This is a genomic window from Hymenobacter ginkgonis, assembly GCF_009755225.1.
In the GTDB taxonomy this organism is placed as follows: domain Bacteria; phylum Bacteroidota; class Bacteroidia; order Cytophagales; family Hymenobacteraceae; genus Hymenobacter; species Hymenobacter ginkgonis.
The window spans coordinates 1,278,552-1,297,012 of sequence record NZ_WQKZ01000001.1 but is presented as its reverse complement, the minus strand read 5'-3'; the positions used below and the strand labels follow the sequence as shown (position 1 = coordinate 1,297,012).

The 18,461-nt window shown below is 61.1% G+C and carries 16 protein-coding genes; 13 read left to right on the top strand and 3 right to left on the bottom strand.

Annotation, left to right across the window (positions count from 1 at the left end; translation table 11 throughout):
• Positions 1–28: 28 nt before the first annotated feature.
• The 11 genes from GO988_RS05170 (at position 29) to hisIE (ending at position 11,615) form a co-directional block, all read left to right on the top strand.
• Positions 29–2,548, top strand: coding sequence for a TonB-dependent receptor (locus tag GO988_RS05170; RefSeq protein ID WP_232341368.1), 2,520 nt, complete (start codon positions 29–31; stop codon positions 2,546–2,548).
• Positions 2,549–2,657: 109 nt separating this feature from the next.
• On the top strand, positions 2,658–3,329 hold the full coding sequence (locus tag GO988_RS05165) for an alpha/beta fold hydrolase (RefSeq protein ID WP_157562429.1): 672 nt from the start codon (positions 2,658–2,660) through the stop codon (positions 3,327–3,329).
• A 217-nt stretch (positions 3,330–3,546) separates the two neighbouring features.
• The gene (locus GO988_RS24360; protein ID WP_262885646.1) at positions 3,547–3,678 is read left to right on the top strand and encodes a hypothetical protein; all 132 of its coding nucleotides are present in this window, start codon (positions 3,547–3,549) and stop codon (positions 3,676–3,678) included.
• Between the two features lie 199 nt (positions 3,679–3,877).
• The gene (hisG, locus tag GO988_RS05160) at positions 3,878–4,729 is read left to right on the top strand and encodes an ATP phosphoribosyltransferase (protein ID WP_157562428.1); all 852 of its coding nucleotides are present in this window, start codon (positions 3,878–3,880) and stop codon (positions 4,727–4,729) included.
• Positions 4,730–4,872: 143 nt separating this feature from the next.
• Complete coding sequence (gene hisD / locus GO988_RS05155; RefSeq protein ID WP_157562427.1) at positions 4,873–6,177, top strand: histidinol dehydrogenase; 1,305 nt, start codon at positions 4,873–4,875, stop codon at positions 6,175–6,177.
• 27 nt (positions 6,178–6,204) lie between these two features.
• Positions 6,205–7,260 carry a histidinol-phosphate transaminase gene (gene hisC / locus GO988_RS05150; protein ID WP_157562426.1) on the top strand — a complete coding sequence of 352 codons (1,056 nt, stop codon included), beginning with the start codon at positions 6,205–6,207 and terminating at the stop codon, positions 7,258–7,260.
• Positions 7,261–7,299: 39 nt separating this feature from the next.
• Positions 7,300–8,403, top strand: a complete 1,104-nt coding sequence (gene hisB / locus GO988_RS05145) for a bifunctional histidinol-phosphatase/imidazoleglycerol-phosphate dehydratase HisB (protein WP_317164788.1) — start codon at positions 7,300–7,302, stop codon at positions 8,401–8,403.
• A gap of 58 nt (positions 8,404–8,461) precedes the next feature.
• Complete coding sequence (gene hisH, locus GO988_RS05140) at positions 8,462–9,127, top strand: imidazole glycerol phosphate synthase subunit HisH (RefSeq protein ID WP_157562424.1); 666 nt, start codon at positions 8,462–8,464, stop codon at positions 9,125–9,127.
• 61 nt (positions 9,128–9,188) lie between these two features.
• Entirely contained in the window at positions 9,189–9,911 is a 723-nt protein-coding gene (locus tag GO988_RS05135) for a 1-(5-phosphoribosyl)-5-[(5-phosphoribosylamino)methylideneamino]imidazole-4-carboxamide isomerase (protein WP_157562423.1), read from the top strand.
• A 78-nt stretch (positions 9,912–9,989) separates the two neighbouring features.
• On the top strand, positions 9,990–10,775 hold the full coding sequence (gene hisF / locus GO988_RS05130; RefSeq protein WP_157562422.1) for an imidazole glycerol phosphate synthase subunit HisF: 786 nt from the start codon (positions 9,990–9,992) through the stop codon (positions 10,773–10,775).
• Between the two features lie 135 nt (positions 10,776–10,910).
• Positions 10,911–11,615 carry a bifunctional phosphoribosyl-AMP cyclohydrolase/phosphoribosyl-ATP diphosphatase HisIE gene (gene hisIE / locus GO988_RS05125; RefSeq protein WP_157562421.1) on the top strand — a complete coding sequence of 235 codons (705 nt, stop codon included), beginning with the start codon at positions 10,911–10,913 and terminating at the stop codon, positions 11,613–11,615.
• Between the two features lie 125 nt (positions 11,616–11,740).
• On the opposite strand, the gene GO988_RS05120 is transcribed toward hisIE, so the two are convergent.
• Entirely contained in the window at positions 11,741–12,769 is a 1,029-nt protein-coding gene (locus GO988_RS05120; RefSeq protein ID WP_157562420.1) for a hypothetical protein, read from the bottom strand.
• A 277-nt stretch (positions 12,770–13,046) separates the two neighbouring features.
• Here GO988_RS05120 and GO988_RS05115 point away from each other — a divergent pair, with 277 nt between their 5' ends.
• Complete coding sequence (locus GO988_RS05115) at positions 13,047–13,844, top strand: HipA family kinase (protein WP_157562419.1); 798 nt, start codon at positions 13,047–13,049, stop codon at positions 13,842–13,844.
• Positions 13,822–14,208 carry a DUF3037 domain-containing protein gene (locus GO988_RS05110; RefSeq protein ID WP_157562869.1) on the top strand — a complete coding sequence of 129 codons (387 nt, stop codon included), beginning with the start codon at positions 13,822–13,824 and terminating at the stop codon, positions 14,206–14,208. Before GO988_RS05115 ends, GO988_RS05110 begins: the two co-directional genes overlap by 23 nt.
• Before the next feature lie 256 nt (positions 14,209–14,464).
• On the opposite strand, the gene GO988_RS05105 is transcribed toward GO988_RS05110, so the two are convergent.
• Together GO988_RS05105 and gyrA are read right to left on the bottom strand one after the other, a co-directional pair.
• Positions 14,465–15,646: a tetratricopeptide repeat protein gene (locus GO988_RS05105; protein ID WP_157562418.1), complete on the bottom strand. Its 1,182-nt coding sequence runs from the start codon at positions 15,644–15,646 to the stop codon at positions 14,465–14,467.
• A gap of 189 nt (positions 15,647–15,835) precedes the next feature.
• Positions 15,836–18,415 carry a DNA gyrase subunit A gene (gene gyrA / locus GO988_RS05100; protein WP_157562417.1) on the bottom strand — a complete coding sequence of 860 codons (2,580 nt, stop codon included), beginning with the start codon at positions 18,413–18,415 and terminating at the stop codon, positions 15,836–15,838.
• Between the last annotated feature and the right edge of the window lie 46 nt (positions 18,416–18,461).

The following is an 18,461-nucleotide window of genomic DNA, read 5'->3' as shown; positions in this document are numbered from 1 at the left end:
GCTCCCACATTTTTCTGTTTGCTTGCGCTTGAAGCACGTACCGCTACTCCTTCTTTTGGGCCTGCTGCCCGCTACGCTGCCCGCGGTGGCGCAACAGGCTCCGGCGGCGCCTACCCCCCCGCTCCTGACAACCTTAAGCGGCACCGTGCGCGATGCCCAGGGCCAGCCCCTAGAGCTGGTAGTGGTCAGCCTGGAGGGCCAGCCGGGCGGGGCCACCACGGCGGCCGACGGCAGCTTTACCCTGCGCCTGACGCTGCCGGTGGGGGGTAGCAAACCGTTGGTGCTGGTGGCGCGCCGCCTCGGCTACCTGCCGCAGCGCCAATTGCTGCGCCTGCCCGCCGACGCCCAGCGCCCGCTTAGCCTGGCGCTGCAAACCGATACCAAAGCCCTGGGCGGCGTGACGGTGCGCGCCCGCGCCGAGCAGGCCGACCAGCGCGAGCAGGCCAGCCTCATTCAGCTCGACCCGCGCACGGCCAAGGTGCTGCCCTCGCCCTTCGGCGATTTCAATGCCATCTTGAAGACGCTGCCGGGGGTAGTGAGCAACAACGAGCTTAGCAGCACCTACAACGTGCGCGGCGGCAACTACGACGAGAATCTGCTCTACGTCAACGGCTTTGAGGTGTACCGGCCCTTTTTGGTGACGCAGGCGCAGCAGGAGGGCCTGAGCTTCATCAACCCCGATTTGGTGCAGAAAGTCGATTTTAGCACCGGCGGCTGGCAGCCCAAGTACGGCGACAAACTTTCGTCGGTGCTCGATATTCAGTATAAGGAGCCGACGCAGTTTGCCGCGTCGGCTACGGCGAGCCTGGTGGGCGGCGCGGCCCACGCCGAAGCCCGCTCGCAGGACGGGCGTATCAGCTACTTAGCTGGCGTGCGCTATAAGAATGCGCAGTACGTATTCAACTCTCTCAAGCAAAACCAGGGCAACTACAACCCCACGTTCTACGATGGCCAGGCCTACGTAAATATCGGCCTGGGCAAGCGGGGCGGCGATTTGCAAAAAACCAGCCTGGGCCTTCTGGGCGTGGTGGCGCACAACGACTACCGCTTTGTACCGGTGAGCGGGCAGGTCACGTTTTCGACCAATACCAACCAGTATTCGCGCGTCAACATCTACTACGATGGCCGCGAGCGGATGCAGTACGACACCTACCAGGGCGGGCTAAGCTTGAAGCACAATTTCTCGCCCGGCCTGCAAGTCGAGCTGCTGGGCTCGGCGCTGATTACCCGCGAATTTGAGTTTCGGGACGTGGAGGCCGCCTACACCTTCGCCGACGTCAACACCGACCCCACCAGCCTCGATTTTAACCAGACAGTGCGCGAGCGCAGCGTGGGTTCGGCCTTCAACCACGCCCGCAACGACCTTACGGCCAAAGTTTTCACGGCTGAGCTGCGCGGCCGCTGGAACCCTGGCGGCGACCCCACCGGCCCGCACACCCTCCGCTGGGGCCTGAAAACGGGTCACGAAAGCATCCACGACCAACTCGACGAGTACAGCTTTGCCGATTCGGCTGATTACGTGCCCGATGCCCGCCGCACCCGCCTCGCCGCCGACCTCAGCCTCGAAAGCCAGCGCACCCAGGGCTACGTGCAGCACACCTGGCAAATCGACTCGCTCAAAACGCTCACCTACGGCGTGCGCGGGCACTATTGGTCGGTGAACCAGCAATGGGTCATTAGCCCGCGGGCGCAGTTTGCGGCCCGCAGCCGGCGCCACCCCGAGCGCGTGTGGAAGGTGGCGGCCGGCCTCTACGCCCAGCCGCCGTTTTACCGCGAACTGCGCGACATGCAGGGCCAGCTCAACCCCGAGCTGCGGGCCCAGAAGTCGCTGCACCTGGTGGTGGGCCGTGAAATCCAAGTGCAGCTCATGAACCGGCCGTTTCGCCTCAACACCGAAGCCTATTATAAGTACCTGACCGACGTAGTGCCTTACGAAGTCGACAACGTGCGCCTGCGCTATTACGCCAAAAACAACGCCCGGGCCTACGCCGCAGGCTTTGAAACCCGGCTCAGCGGCGAGTTTGTGAAGGGGGTAGAGTCGTGGCTGAGTTTGGGCCTGCTCACTACCCAAGAGAAAATCGCGGGCGATTCCATCACCATCTACGACGCCCAGGGCGTCAAGACGGGCCGGCAAGAGCTCGGCTACATCCGCCGGCCCCAGGACCAGCGCCTGACGGCCAGCATTTTCTTTCAGGACCATCTGCCCGACAACCCCTCGGTACGCGGCTACGTGAACCTGGTGTACGGCACCGGCTTGCCCTTTAGCCCGCCCGGCCTACCCCAGTACCGCGGCGCCGGGGCCCTTACCCGGGCTTACCAGCGGGTGGATATCGGCTTTTCGAAAGTGGTGAGTTTGCGCGCGGCTGGCCCCAAGCCCCATCAATATTCGCTCGAAAGCCTGTGGCTGAGCTTGGAAATCCTCAATATTCTGGGGGCAAACAACGTGGCTGGCTACAGCTACTTGCAGGATGTGAGCGGCCGCACCTACGCCGTGCCGAGCTACCTCTCGCAGCGCGTGCTGAACCTGCGGGCCATCGCGCGGTTCTGATGCGGTAGGGGGCTACCTGGCGAATTTCGGGCTGCCTGCCGCCCTTTCTGCTAACCGCTACGCCGGCTCGGCGCCGGCGTCAGCCCGCCCGCCGGTAAGAACTACGCTTATGAACCGCCTGTTGCTGCTACCCGGCTACCTTGAAGACAGCACCATTTTTGACACGCTGCGGCCGCACCTGCCGCCCGCGGCCGAGGTGCTGGCCCTGGAACTGGAGCCGGAGTTTGCCCAGTGGCGCCCCGCTGGGCCGGCCAACGTAGTCACCTTTGCCCGGCACTTGGTGCAGCGCTACGGCATCGGGCCCACCGATGTGCTCATCGGCCACTCGATGGGCGGCTGGATTACGGCCCACCTGCGAGCGCAAACCGGGGCCGCCGCCATTTTACTGAGTTCCTTCACCGACCAGCGCAAGATTGTGGCCACCGCCCGCCACCCGCTGCTGCTGGCCTTCTACGCGTGGTCGGGGGTCGGGGGCAGCCGCTGGCTGCGGCAGCGCGCCAAGCGCCGCTACCAGTTCGACGAGTCGCGCGAGCTTTACGCCCGGCTGGCCGATAGTATGGCGCGCTACCCCCGCCGCTACGTGCACCGGCAGCTGCAAGTGCTGTTTGCGCCGGTGCCGCCGCTGGCCCTACCCCCCAATCTACGCGTGCATGCCCGGCGCGACAACGTGATTCTGCCGCCCGACGAGGCATTTGTCGAAATCCCGGGCGACCACTTTGCCCACTACTACCACCCGCAGCGGGTGGCCGCCGCCATTGGCCAGCTCGGGCTAGGGGGGTAGGGCCCGCGGCGCGGGCGGGCCGGGCGCCCCCCGCTGGGCAACCCCCGGCGGCGACCGCCCGTAGGGAGCGGGGCCGCCCGTAGGGAGCGGGGCCGCCCGTAGGGAGCGGGGCCGCCCGCTCACCGCTCCCCAGGGGGGTAGGGGCCACCCGCGGCCAAAGGGCTTTTTCTCAACTTCTGCTTTTTTATTCGGCCCGTCGGCCTACCTTTGCCCCACGATGACCACCGCCCGCTGCTTTTCACCCGCTACCAGCCCCGTGCTGCCCGCCCCTGCTTCGGGCTGGGCTGCGGCCGGGCGGGCCGGGCAGCCGGTTGGGGCCGCGCCCCAGCACCATCACCACCATCTCTAGGAGACCGGGCAACCGGGCTGGCCGCTACCGCGTAGCCCTGGGTCAGCCGCTCGCGTCTCCACCACCGCACCTGGGTTGCGCCGGGGAGTCTTTTCTTCGTTCGGGTTTTTACAAGGCGTTTCGGGTTGGCCCCGTGCCACGGGTACGCCTTCTGTTCCGCTAGTTGCTCTTTTGTCAGCGGCTGGCTTCTTTCACCACCATGCTTCGTTTAGCCATCCAAAAGTCCGGCCGCCTGTCGGACGACTCGCTGCAACTCATCCGGGAGTGCGGCATTAGCTTCGTTTCTTCTTCGTATAAACTCAAAGTCGAGGCCAGCAATTTCCCGCTTGAAATCCTGTACCTGCGCGACGACGATATTCCCGGCTACGTGCAGGATGGAGTGGCCGACCTCGGCATCGTGGGGCAGAATGTGCTGGTAGAAGCCGGCTGCGCCGCCCTTGAAGTCGAAGCCCTGGGCTTCAGCAAGTGCCGCCTGAGTTTGGCCGTGCCCCGCGGCGCCGAGTACAACTCGGTGGCCGATTTGCAGGGCAAAAGCATTGCCACGTCCTACCCCAAGCTGCTCGGCGACTACCTGGCGGGCGAGGGCGTGCAGGCTAACTTGCACACCATCAGCGGCTCGGTGGAAATTGCGCCCAGTATTGGGCTGGCCGAGGCCATCTGCGACATCGTGAGCAGCGGCTCGACGCTGCTCGGCAATGGCCTGCGGGAAGTCGAAACCATTTTCCGCTCCGAGGCCGTGCTCATCGCCGCGCCTACCCTGAGCCCCGACAAACAGGAACTACTCGACCAGCTACGCTTCCGGATGCAGGCCGTGCGCCGCGCCCAGCGCTCGAAGTACATCGTGCTCAACGCCCCCACCTCGGCCCTGGCCGCCGTAAAGGCGTTGCTGCCCGGCATCAAGTCGCCCACCGTCACGCCCTTGGCCGAAGAAGGCTGGGTGTCGGTGCAGTCGGTGGTAGAAGAAGATAAGTTTTGGCACATCGCTGGCGAGCTGCAAGCCATTGGGGCCGAAGGCATTCTGGTGCTGCCCATCGAAAAGCGCGTGGGTTAGGTAAGGAGATTAAGTAGAAAATGAACGTCCTGCTGCGTTGGCCGCGGCGGCTGGCAGGGGGTAGTAGCGTAAGTGTTCAACCACCTTGGCTGCGGCTACCCGCGAGTTGCTTCGGCCAGCTCAGCAGGACAAACGATGTTGCTATGCAGATTTTCCGCCATCCCGACCCGGCCCAGTGGGCAGCGCTCCAGCAGCGCCCACTGCCCGACAGCAATGCCGCCGTGCTCGCCCGCGCCGGCGAAATTTTCGACGAGGTAGCCCGGCGCGGCGACGAGGCCCTGCGCCAGTACGCCGCCGAACTCGACGGCGTGCCCACCCTGTCCGACCTGCTGGTGAGCCCCGCCGAACTAGCCGCGGGCGCTGCCCAGGTGCCGCCCGCGCTGCAAGCTGCCATCCGGCAGGCGCGCCACAACATCGAAGCCTTTCACGCCGCCCAGCGCCCCGCCGAAGTTGAGGCGGTGGTCGAAACCATGCCCGGTGTGCGCTGCTGGCGCCGCAGCGTGGCCGTGCCGCGGGTGGGCCTCTACATTCCCGGGGGGTCGGCGCCGTTGTTCAGTACCTTATTAATGCTGGGCGTGCCGGCCCGGCTGGCGGGCTGCCGCCAAATCGTGCTCTGCACGCCGCCCAGCCGCGGCACCGGGCACATTGCGCCGGCCATTTTGTTTGCCGCCCACGAGCTGGGCCTGACGACCATTGTCAAAGCGGGGGGCGCGCAGGCCGTGGCCGCCCTCACGGTGGGCACCGCTACGGTACCCGCCGTGGACAAGATTTTTGGCCCCGGCAACCGCTACGTGACCGCCGCCAAGCAGTTGGCCGCCCAGCGGGGGGTAGCGATTGATATGCCGGCCGGCCCTTCCGAAGTGCTCGTCATCGCCGATGCCAGTGCCAACCCGGTGTTCGTGGCGGCCGATTTATTGTCACAGGCCGAGCACGGCCCCGATTCACAAGTCGTTTTGCTCACCGATTCCGAGGCCATCCTTACCCAAGTGGTGGCCGAGCTGGCGCGCCAATTGCCGCTGCTGCCCCGCGCCGAAATTGCCCGGCAGGCCTTGGTCGAAAGCCGCGCCGTGTTGCTGCCCGATGGAGCGGCGATGCTGGAATTCAGTAATCAGTACGCCCCCGAGCACCTCATCCTGGCTGTGGCAACGCCCGAAGACCTGGCCGCCGGCATTATCAACGCGGGCTCGGTGTTCATGGGCCATTTCACGCCGGAAGCCGTGGGCGACTACGCTTCGGGCACCAACCACACGCTGCCCACCGGCGGCTACGCGCGGGCCTACAGCGGCGTGTCGCTCGATTCGTTTTATAAAAAAATCACCTTCCAGCAACTGGCGCCCGCCGGCCTGGCCGCCCTGGCCCCCGTGGTCGAAACTATGGCCGAGGCCGAGGGCTTGCGGGCCCACGCCCAGGCCGTGGCCGTGCGGCGGCTGGCCCTGGCCCAGCAGTAGGGGGGTAGGCTTAGTAATGCTTTCGCTATGTTTGAGTTAGAAACCCTGATTCGGCCCAATATCCGGGCTATGAAACCGTACTCGTCGGCCCGTGATGAATTCACGGGCGAGGCCCAGGTGATGCTCGACGCCAACGAGAACAGCCTGGGCAGCGCGGGGCCCACGCAGTTCAATCGCTACCCCGACCCTTTGCAGCGCGCCGTGAAGGCCGAACTGGCCGAGTTGAAGGGGGTAGAGCCGGCGCAGATTTTCTTGGGCAACGGCTCCGATGAAGCCATCGACCTGCTGGTGCGCCTCACCTGCACGCCCGGCGGCGCCGATAGCATTTTGCTGCTACCCCCCACCTACGGCATGTACGAGGTAGCGGCCAACCTCAACGACGTGCGCCTCGAGCGCCTGCCGCTGACGGCCGATTTTCAGCTTTCGCCCGACATCGTGGCCGGCGTGCTAGCTTCCCCGGCGAAGCTGGTGTTTCTCTGCTCGCCCAATAACCCCACCGGTAATTTGCTGCACGCCGCGGCCATTGCGGAAATCCTGCGCGGTTTTCGCGGCCTGGTGGTGGTGGACGAAGCCTACGCCGACTTCGCTGCTACCCCCAGTTGGACGACTCGGCTCGCCGAATTTCCCAACCTAGTGGTGCTGCAAACCTTTTCCAAGGCCTGGGGCCTGGCAGGCCTGCGACTGGGCATGGCCTTCGCCGCGCCGGAAATCATCGGCTACCTCAATAAAATTAAGCCGCCCTACAATATCTCGGAGGCTACCCAGCAGCATGCGTTGGCGGCGCTGGCGGCGGCCCCTCACTTTGAAGAACTGCGCCAGCAGCTATTGGCCGGCCGTACGTGGCTAGCCGAGCGCCTGCCCGCGCTGCCTATCGTGGCCGAGGTATTTCCCTCGGATGCCAACTTCCTGCTGGTGCGCTTTCGCCCCGATGCCACGGCCGTGTATGACTACTTGCTGCGCCAGGGCATCGTGGTGCGCAACCGTACTACCCAGCCTGGCTGCGCGGGCACGCTGCGACTCACCGTCGGCTCGGCCGCCGAGAATGAAACGTTGCTGGCGGCGCTGCGCGCGTTTCCGGCGTAAGTTTCCCGTTTGACTGCTCCATTTGCTAATTCTTCGTTTGTGAAAAAGGTATTGTTCATTGACCGCGACGGCACCATCCTTATCGAGCCGCCGACCGACTTCCAGATTGATGCCTGGGATAAATTTGACTTCGTGCCCGGCGCTATTACGGCGCTGGCCCAGCTAGCCCGCGACGGCGAGTACGAGTTGGTGCTCGTCACCAACCAGGATGGCTTGGGCACTGCCAGCTACCCCGAGGATACCTTCTGGCCCTACCAACAAAAGATGCTCGACATACTGGCAGGGGAGGGGGTAGCGTTCGCCGACATTCTCATTGACCGCAGCTTTGCCCACGCGCCGGCGCCCACGCGCAAGCCGGGTACAGCTATGCTCACGCGCTACCTCGACCCAGCCAATGGCTACGACCTGGCGCACTCCTATGTCATCGGGGACCGTAGCACCGACGTAGAGATGGCGCACAACCTGGGCAGTCGCTCCATCTTGCTGCACGCGGAGGCCGACGAGCGCGCTACCCTGAGCACCACGAGCTGGGCGGCGGTGTATGAGCACCTGCGCCGGCCGCCGCGCCGGGCCCACGTGATGCGTAATACCAACGAGACGCGCATCGAAGTGATTCTCAACCTCGATGGCACCGGCCATACGGACTGCCAAACGGGGCTCGGTTTCTTTGACCATATGTTAGACCAATTGGGTAAGCACAGTGGTTGTGACCTGCACGTGCGGACCCACGGCGATTTGCATATTGATGAGCACCACACCGTGGAAGACACGGCCATCGCCCTTGGCGCCGCCTACCACGAGGCGCTTGGGGATAAGCGCGGCGTGAACCGCTACGGCTTCCTGCTCCCCATGGACGATGCGCTGGCCCAGGCGGCCATCGACTTTTCAGGCCGGCCGTGGCTGGTTTGGGCTGCCGACTTCCGCCGCGAGCGGATAGGTGATGTACCGACCGAGCTGTTTTACCATTTCTTCAAAAGCTTCTCCGATGCGGCGCGCTGCAACCTCAATATTAAGTGTGAGGGCGACAACGAGCACCACAAAATAGAAGCCATCTTCAAGGCCGTTGCCAAGTCTATTAAAATGGCGCTGGTGCGCGACCCCGCGGGGCAGCATGTGATTCCGAGCACGAAAGGAATTTTGTAACCCGCATAAATCATTTGGATAAATCTAGCAAAAATTAATTTTTACCAAATGTTTTAACATGAACATTGCTGTTATTGATTACCAGGGCGGCAACGTGCAGTCCGTGCTGTTTGCGCTTGAGCGGCTGGGCGTAACTACGGCCACGCTAACGTCGGACCCGGACGTTATTCGCCAGGCGGACCGTGTGTTGTTTCCGGGCGAGGGCGAGGCTAGCTCGGCCATGCGTTCCCTGCGCGCCGCTGGCCTCGACCAGTTGTTGCCTACGCTGACGCAGCCCTTCCTGGGTATCTGCTTGGGGATGCAGCTACTGGGCCGCCACAGCGACGAAGGTCCCGCTGGTGGCACGCCGTTATTAGGCATGCTCCCCTTCGACGTAGTGCGCTTTACGCCCCCTGATGCGAGCCACAAGGTGCCGCACATGGGTTGGAATAACCTTCACGACTTGCACACGCCGCTCTTTGCGGGGCTAGTGGGAGGGTCTGCGGCTCAGCCGGCTGTCCTACCCCCCCGTGCCGCAGAACCCGCCGACTACGTGTACTTTGTGCATAGCTACCACGCACCAGTTGGCGAATACACCATTGCCCAGGCCAGCTATCCGGCCGGGGTGCCCTTCAGTGCTGGGGTGCGCCATCGCAACTTCTACGGCGTGCAATTCCACGTGGAGAAAAGCGGGCCGGTAGGGGAATTGATTCTCCGTAATTTTTTGACGGGTGACCTCACGTAATTAGTATTTACTCAAATGGTGTAAGTGCGGGCTCCCACTTGTCTACACTCACATTTAACAAATGGATATAATTCCTGCTATTGACCTTATCGCTGGTTCGTGCGTACGCCTGACGGGCGGCGACTTTGCCCGCCAGACGACCTATGCCGCCGACCCCCTGGCCCAAGCGCAGTACTTCGAGCAGCTGGGGGCTAAGCGCCTGCACTTGGTTGACCTAGATGGGGCGCGGGCCCGGGAGCCGCGCCAACTGTCGGTACTCGAGCGCATTGCCCGGCATACCGGCTTACACATTGATTTTGGCGGGGGCATTCAAACGACGGGGGCGGCCGAGCAAGCGTTTGCGGCCGGGGCGGCACAGCTGACGGCGGGTAGTATTGCGGCCCGTGAGCCCGCCTTGGTAGGGGAGTGGCTGGCGCGCTTTGGGGCCGAACGCATTATTATCGGGGCCGATTTTAAGGGCGACTACATCGCCGTGAGTGCCTGGACCGAGCAGAGCAGCCAGCGCCTACCCGAGTTCATTGCCGCCTACCTAGCGGCGGGCGCTACTACCTTCATCTGCACCGATGTGAGCCGTGATGGCCAGCTCCAAGGCCCCGCCACCGATACCTACACCGCATTGCGGCGGCAGTTCCCAGCGGCGCAGTTCGTGGCCAGTGGCGGCGTCACGACGGTGGCCGATGTGGCAGAGATGCGGGAGGTAGGCATGGCGGGGGCCATTATCGGCAAGGCTATTTACGAGGGCACTCTTACGGAGGCTGACCTGCGGAGCGAGTGGCAGCGTTAGGCGGGCCCATGTCTTAGTTCTTGCTCATTCCAACCGGTTGAGGAAGTTTAAATTCGTTAATACCCTACCCACTAGTTTATGCTCACCAAACGCCTCATTGCCTGCCTCGACGTGCAGAATGGTCGCACCGTCAAGGGTACCAACTTTGTGAACTTGCGCGACGCCGGCGACCCGGTGGCCCTGGCTGCCCGCTATGCCCAAGAGGGCATTGACGAGTTGGTCCTGCTCGACATCACGGCTACGGTGGAGAAGCGCCGTACCCTTCTCGAGTTGGTGCGCCACGTGGCTCGCGAGGTCAATATTCCCTTCACGGTGGGCGGCGGGATTGGCGCGGTGGCCGACGTGGAAGCGCTCCTGCTCAATGGTGCCGACAAGGTGAGTCTTAATTCGTCGGTGCTGCGCGAACCCGGCTTGATTGATGAGTTAGCCCGGCGCTTCGGCAGCCAGTGCATTGTGGTGGCCGTCGATGCCCGCCAAACCAACGAAGCGGCCGCTACCCCCACCGAGGAGGCCTGGGAAGTATTTACCCACGGCGGCCGCCACCCCGCTGGCCGCGAGGCCGTGGCCTGGTGCCGCGAAGCTGCCGCGCGCGGCGCCGGCGAAATTCTGCTGACCTCCATGAGCCACGACGGCACCCGGGATGGGTACGCCTTGTGCCTCACGCGGGGGGTAGCGGCGGCGGTGGGCGTGCCGGTTATTGCCTCGGGTGGGGCAGGGGCCGCCCCGCATTTTCGCGATATTCTGTTGCCTGGCGGGGCCGATGCGGCGCTTGCCGCCAGCGTCTTTCACTTTGGCGACCTCTCAGTGGCTGGGCTCAAAAACTACTTGCTGGCCGAGGGGGTTGCGATGCGGCCAGTGGGGTAGGAGGGGCGCACCTAGTGCAGGGGCCCCTACTTACCTTACCAGTTGCCGTTGCTGGCCTGGCTCGCTCCAGCCGCTTTCTTCACGCCGCGTTTGCGGCCGCACTTAAATCCGCAGCGCTGGCCGCTGCGTCAACTTATGGAGTTAGACTTTCAAAAAATGCCCGACCAGCTTATCCCCGCCATCGTGCAGGATGCCGATACTGGGCAGGTCCTGATGCTGGGGTATTTCAATACCGAAGCCTGGCAGCAAACGCAGGCTCAGGGACGGGTCACCTTTTATTCCCGTTCCAAAAATCGCCTCTGGACCAAGGGCGAGACTAGCGGCAATTACCTGCAGGTAGTAAGCTTGCATGCCGACTGCGACCAAGACGCCGTGTTGGTGCGGGCTCGCCCCGACGGCCCCACCTGCCACCGCGGCACCACCAGCTGCTTCGAGAGCGAGGTGCCCCAAGAGATAGGTGCCTCCCTCAGTGGCCACCCCGGGCCGGTGCCGGTGGGGGTAGGGATGCCCGCCCCGGCTGTAGGCTTGTTGGTGGAGTTAGACCGTCTTATCGAGCGGCGGCGCCTGCATCCAGCCGAAGAGCCAGGTTCCTACACCGTGCGCTTGTTCGAGAAAGGCTTGGCGCGTATTGCCCAAAAGGTGGGGGAAGAGGCCGTCGAAACAATTATTGATGCCATGGCTGGTAACCGGGCTGGCGTGGCAGGGGAGGCCGCCGACTTGGTGTACCACCTGTTAGTGTTGTTGCGGGCGTCGGGCTCGTCGTTGGACGAAATGTTGGCCGTCCTGCACCAGCGGCACCAGCGTATCGGAGCGGGGCACCGCCGGCCGCTGCCGGAGTAGAGTAGGAGCTAACTAATAATTTCAAAAAGGCCGCCTGCGTTCAAAGCAGGCGGCCTTTTTGAAGGAATTACCTTCAATTTAACATAATTTAAATACAGTCAGATTTTGGTCTGTTAATCAGGAGGTTATTTTTTTAACTGTCGCTCTATCTTGTCAAGCAGCGCGCGGATTAGTGTTAAATCCTCGACGTCCACTACATCTAACTGCGTATTCATACCAGGGCCAGCCAATTGTATACGGAAAAGGGCCGTTGAGGTGGCTACCGAGTCGGCCGCGGGGATTGGGGCTGCTACAGTAGCCGCAGCTGCTGTAGGTAAGTTGCTTGGGTGGGCGCTGTGCCTAGGGGCAGTTGGCGGGGTAGTAGCAGCAGAGGAGGACTCTCCTAAGCCAAATAAATGCGCAATAGCGTCGCTAGTAGCGGCTGGGGCGGGGCGGCTGGGTGGTAGCAGCGTGGGTTGTGCTAAGCGTGTTGTTTGGACGGGCGCGTTGGCGGTAGTTGCTGCAGCGATTGGCTGGGGGGGGTGCTGTGGCTCGGAGGTCACGTCGCTTTCCGCTGAGTCGTCTGAGTCAGCGTCAGGTTCCTCCTGCGCGGGTAATAGGGGTGGAGGAAGCTGACGGAATACATTCGTGGCGGGTGTGGGATTGGCTAGCTCACGGCGAGGCGGTTGCTGCGCGGCCAGTTGGTCGATGTCGGCCACCACATTGTTTTCATCAAGTAAGTTGACCATGTGGGCGCCATCGATGAAGGCTTTGGCGACTCCCTGAGCATTGATTTCTTCTACCCCAAACTCGCGCATGAGTAGTACATCCAGCATAGCTACGGGCAATTCACGTGAGCGAAACTTGCGGCAGAGCTGGGTGAAGAGTGGGGGGGTAAGAAAAGCCTCCCGGTGAAACACTAACTCTTCTTGCTTGTCGTAGGCGTGCTTAATACGCCGAAAAAGGGTGGTGGTGGCTAGCAATTCGCGTTTGCTGGTTAGTAAACCAAATTTTACAGCGGAGCCTACTATTGCTTTAAAAGAGCCACTTACTTTACGGTTAAGCTTTCGAGCGCAGGTCTCCAGGGCACATTTACCGCCCGTATCGTCTACTACTTCAGCTACTTCCCAGGCACCGGTGTAGCTAGTGCGAGGATAATCAATTAGTTTAGGCATTCGGGTAGGTGGCGTGAAAAGGTGGAGAGTATACGAGGATGGGTAATAAAAGTGAGTATAAAACAAATAAAGAGAATATAAACAGAATAAGTACTATAAAGTATAAAAAAGTATAAAATAATTATTTAATTTATGTACTTTTTTATACTTTATAGTACTTATTGCATGTGTTTTACCGTAGCGTATACTTAATACTTTTATACTACCTAATTTTTGTAGCTGTATCTAAGGTCTTACTTTATAGCCTTCCTTTGTCAGAAATCTAGCATCCCTGTTAATGCCCGAAAACTCTCTCCAGTTACGAACTGTTGCCGTGACTCGCTACGTAACACCGCTACGCGAGGGCGGCTCATTACCAGCATTAGTAGAAGCTGATGACGGGTTTTTATATGTTCTCAAATTCCGAGGAGCAGGGCAGGGGGTCAAAGTGCTCATCGCAGAACTGATTGTCGGGGAGTTGGCCCGCATTTTGGGGCTACGGATACCCGAACTTGTATTCTGCACCTTAGACGAAGCTTTTGGGCGCACCGAACCTGATGAAGAAATCCAGGATTTACTACGCGCCAGCACGGGCCTCAATCTGGCACTGCATTACTTGAGCGGCGCCAGCACCTTCGATGCACTGGTTACCCCCGTGGCCCCCGCAGTAGCTTCGCTGATTGTGTGGCTCGATTGCCTGACCCTCAACGTGGACCGCACAGCCCGCAATACTAACTTACTTGTGTGGCATAAAGAATTGTGGCTCATCGACCATGGTGCCGCCCTTTATGTGCACCACACCGGGCCCGACTGGGCGCGTCCCAAGCCGCGGCCGTTTCCCCAGGTGAAGGACCACGTGTTGCTACCAGCCGCCAGCGACTTGGAAGCAGCCGATGCCCTAGGCCACGCACGCCTAACTCCCGCACGCTTGCAAGCCATTATGGACTTGCTACCCGACTCGTGGCTAACGGAAGCCGATGCCCAGCGCTCGCCCAACGACCAACGGGCGGGCTATCGGGACTTTTTAACCCAGCGACTCGCCGAATCCACCATTTTTGTTCAGGAAGCCCAACATGCCCGTGCTGCACGTATTTGAGTACGCCGTGCTACGCGTGGTACCACGCGTAGAGCGCGAAGAGTTTATAAATGCCGGCGTTATTCTGCTGTGCCGGCCCGTGGGATTTCTACAAACCCGCTACGAATTGTCCGAGCTAAAATTGCATGCTCTAGCTGGTGAGCACCTCGCGGTAGCTGAGCTACACGAGCGCCTGCGGGCCTTCGAGCGTATCTGTCAGGGCCGAACTACTGGGGGCTTTATCGGCCAGTTGCCATTGGCCGAGCGGTTCCGCTGGCTTACGGCCCAGCGCAGCACCGTCGTGCAAACGTCGCCCGTGCATCCTGGTCTCTGCCACGACCCCGCTGAAACGCTCAGTCAACTCTTTAGCCAACTCGTGCAGTAAATGTAGTAAATAATGGCGCCGACCGAGCCTAAGCTATTTACCAAATTAATGACGCCTGGCTACTAAAGGGCCACACCACCAACAACTTATATTTGTCTTATAATTTATATTATGTTAAGTTGAATTTCTGATAATCTCCATTCATCTGTTCCACCTACTCACTCCTTACCCCTTACTATGACTATGAGTGAATAAAAAAAGTCCCGGCTAGCAAGCCGGGACTTTTTTGTTGCGATTTGCGGCGAACTTGTGCTGCTTATTTTTTTAATGCTTGCAGACGGTCTTCCATGCGCTTAGAATCGGCGGTGCGACCCAAGCGATAGTACACTTTCTGCAAGGCGCTCAGGCTACCCGCGTCATTAGGCTGCACTTCCAATGCCTTCTCGAAGTACGGCACCGAGGCTTCGAAATATTTCTTACCCTGCGCTTCCAACGGACGACCTTTCAACTGGTAGGTTTTCAGGTCAAGCTTACTGGCTTTCGTGTAGTACGTAGCGGCCTGGTTGAAATTGTAGATACCCAGGTTGAACTGCGCATCAAAGTTCTTGGGGTCCAGCTCGACGGCCTTTTTAAACGCCTCCACGGCTAGCTCGGGCTGCTTGTTCTGGTCGTATACCGAACCCAACACGCCGTATAAGTTCGAGTTGTTGGGGTCCACTTCAATGGCGTGCTTGATTTTATCAATCGCCTCCTTGCCCCGGCCCGTGCTGATATACATGTTCAGCTCCTGGGTCAGGAAGTTTTTATCATTGGGGTACGCCTTGATGGCTTGCTGCAACACCTGCTGCGTGGCAGCCGCGTCGTTTTGCTGCTGCGCAATGGCCAGCAACCGGTTATACACGGTGGGCGACTTATAGCCCATGCCCAGCAACTGGGTGTAGCTGGCCTTAGCCCCGGCGTAGTCCTGCTTGGCATCGAGCGCATAGGCTCCGTAAAGCACGGCCGTCGTGTCCTGCGGATTAATCTGCGAAGCCAGCTTGTAGCTGCTGATAGCTTTGTCGTAGTCTTTGGCGTTGAAGCTGGCGACCCCGGCGTTGAAGGCTTGGCCGTACAGATTTTTCAGGCGGTCAGGCACTTGCTTACCGAATTCACCGGTGGGCCCATCAAGCTGCAACGCTTTGTTGTACGACTCCACAGCTTTTTGCAGGGGCTCACCGGGCTGCATGTCCTTGGTAAACTTGGTGTAGAGAGCAGCCGTGCTGGGGTCAATGAGCTGGTTATAAATCTCGCCGCGGGTAAACCAGGTTTTGGCTTTGTCCTTGGTTTTATCGTTGTTGATGGCTTCGTTGATGCTTACGAGGGCCTTATCAAGCTGACCCGACTTCTGGCTGAGGATGGCGTTGGTCACGGCCGAATTCTGGGCCAGGGCGGGGGCAGCCAGGCCCAGCGAGGCTACAACGGCAGCCGCAGTAGCCAGTTTCAGAAATGCTTTTTTCATTGGGGGGAAAGAAAAGTGGTTGACGGGACAAAACTACACCCATCCGGCAAACGAATACTATGCCATTTACGGGCAATTGCCCTGCTGGTTTACTACAAGTTCTGGTTAAAATCCTGTGCAGGAAGGCGGGAGCGCAAAAAAGGGGCGGCCCGCTGCGCCGGCCGCCCCTCTCCTATTTTATGCCTAAGGCTACTCCTGGTCGTCAGCTTCGACCGAATCGGGAGCCGATTCGGCCTCGTCCGCTTCCAGTACGGCCGAACCTTCGGGCAAATCCGCAAGCAGGGTATCGGCTTCGATGGCTTCGGCAGCCAGCGTTTCAAGCTGCTCGGCGGCGGCTACCTTGGCTACCGACGATATCTCGTCATTCGCCGCTACTTTAAACAATCGCACCCCCTGCGTAGCCCGGCCAATGGTCCGGAGCTCTCCTAGGCTCAGGCGAATAGTGAGGCCCGAGCGATTGATTATCATCAGGTCGTCGTCGTCGTTCACGTCCTTGATGGCCACCAGCTTCCCGGTTTTCTCGGTCAGCATCATCGCCCGCACGCCCTTACCCCCCCGGTTTGTCACGCGGTACTCGTCGAGGGCCGAGCGCTTGCCGTAGCCGTTCTCGCTCACCACCAGCAGTTCCTGCGTGGGGTCAGCAATGCAAACCATGCCTACTACGCGGTCGCCTTCTTCTTCGCCCAGCGTAATGCCGCGCACCCCGGCCGCCGTGCGGCCCATGGGGCGCACCTTGGTTTCGGAGAAGCGCACGGCCCGGCCCGAGCGCAGCGCCAGCACAACTTCGGAGTTACCCGAGAGCAACTGCACGTCGAGTAGGCGGTCGCCTTCGTTAATCGTGATGGCGTTGATGCCCGCGGCCCGCGGCCGCGAATACGCTTCGAGCGGCGTTTTCTTCACCGTGCCCTGCTCAGTGCAGAACATGAGGAAGGTATTCTCCAGGTAGTCGGGCGAACGCAGGTTGCGCACGTTGAGCACGGCCCGCACCGAATCTTCCTTGGGCTTGTCGATGAGGTTTTGCAGCGGCGTGCCCTTGCTGGTTTTCGCCGATTCGGGTACCTCGTAGGCGCGCAGCCAGAACATACGGCCTTGCTCGGTGAAGATGAGCAAGTACTCGTGGGTGGTGGCCACAAACAGGTGCTCGGTAAAGTCGTCCTGCTTCGAGCCCGCGCCGCGGGCGCCTACCCCCCCCCTGTTCTGGGTGCGGTATTCGTCGAGGCTGGTGCGCTTGATGTAGCCCTCGCGGCTCACGGTGATAACCATGGCCTCGTCGGCAATCATGTCTTCCATCGAGAAGTCGCCGCCCACCTGGTTGATGGTCGTGCGGCGCGCGTCGCCGTAGCGCTCGCGCATGTCGAGCAGCTCGTTCTTAATGAGCAGGCGCTGCTCCACTTCCGAAGCCAGGATGGTGTTCAGGCGGTCGATGAGGCGCATCAATTCCTCAAACTCGGCGACGAGCTTGTCGCGCTCCAGGCCGGTGAGGCGCTGCAAGCGCATGTCCAGGATGGCGCGCGCCTGCACTTCGCTCAACTTAAAGCGCTCGATGAGGCCGCCGCGGGCCACCTCAGGGTCACGCGAGTCGCGGATGAGCTTGATGACTTCGTCTAGGTGGTCGAGCGCAATGAGCAAGCCCTCCAGGATGTGGGCCCGCTTCTGGGCTTCGGCGAGCTCGTAGCGGGTGCGGCGCACAATCACTTCTTCGCGGTGCTCCACGAAGTACACGATGAGGTCGCGCAGGTTGAGCGTCATCGGGCGGCCCTTTACCAGGGCCACGTTGTTGACGCCGAACGACGATTGCAGTTGCGTGTACTTAAACAGGTTGTTGAGCACTACCGTGTTCAGGGCGTCGCGCTTCAGCTCGTACACCACGCGCATGCCGTCGCGGTCGCTTTCGTCGCGCAGGGCCGCAATGCCCTCAATGCGTTTGTCGTTGATGAGGGCGGCAGTTTTCTCAATCATCGAGGCCTTGTTCACCTGGTAGGGAATCTCGGTCACGATAATCTGCTCCTTGCCGTTGGGCAGGGTTTCGAAGTGCGTTTTGGCCCGCATCACGATGCGACCGCGGCCAGTTTCGAAGGCTTGCTTCACGCCCTCGTAGCCGTAGATGATGCCGCCCGTGGGGAAGTCGGGCGCCGTGATGTGCTCCATCAACTCCGGAATGGTGATGTCGGCGTTGTCGAGGTACGCCACAATGCCGTTCACCACTTCCGTCAGGTTGTGGGGCGCCATGTTGGTGGCCATGCCCACGGCAATGCCGCTGGTACCGTTCACGAGTAGGTTCGGGAACTTGGCGGGCAGTACGCTGGGCTCCTCCAACGAATCGTCGAAGTTGGGCTGGAAGTCTACCGTGTCCTTATCCAAGTCGCCGAGCAGCTCGTCCGACAAGCGCTTGAGGCGCGCCTCGGTGTAGCGCATGGCAGCTGGCGAGTCGCCGTCGATAGAGCCAAAGTTACCCTGGCCGTCCACGAGGGGGTAGCGCAGGCTCCAGTCCTGGGCCATGCGCACCATGGTGTCATACACCGAGCTGTCGCCGTGCGGGTGGTACTTACCCAGCACCTCGCCCACGATACGGGCTGATTTCTTGTGGCTTTTAGTGTACGAGACGCCGAGCTCGCTCATGCCGTAGAGCACGCGCCGGTGCACGGGCTTGAGGCCGTCGCGCACGTCGGGCAGGGCCCGCGAGATGATAACCGACATCGAATAGTCGATGTAGGCCCCGCGCATCTCGTCTTCGATGTTAATCGGAATGATTTTTTCGCCTTCGGCCATTCTGGGAGTTAGCTGGTGGCGGCCCAGCAGTAGCCGGCCGCCCTTG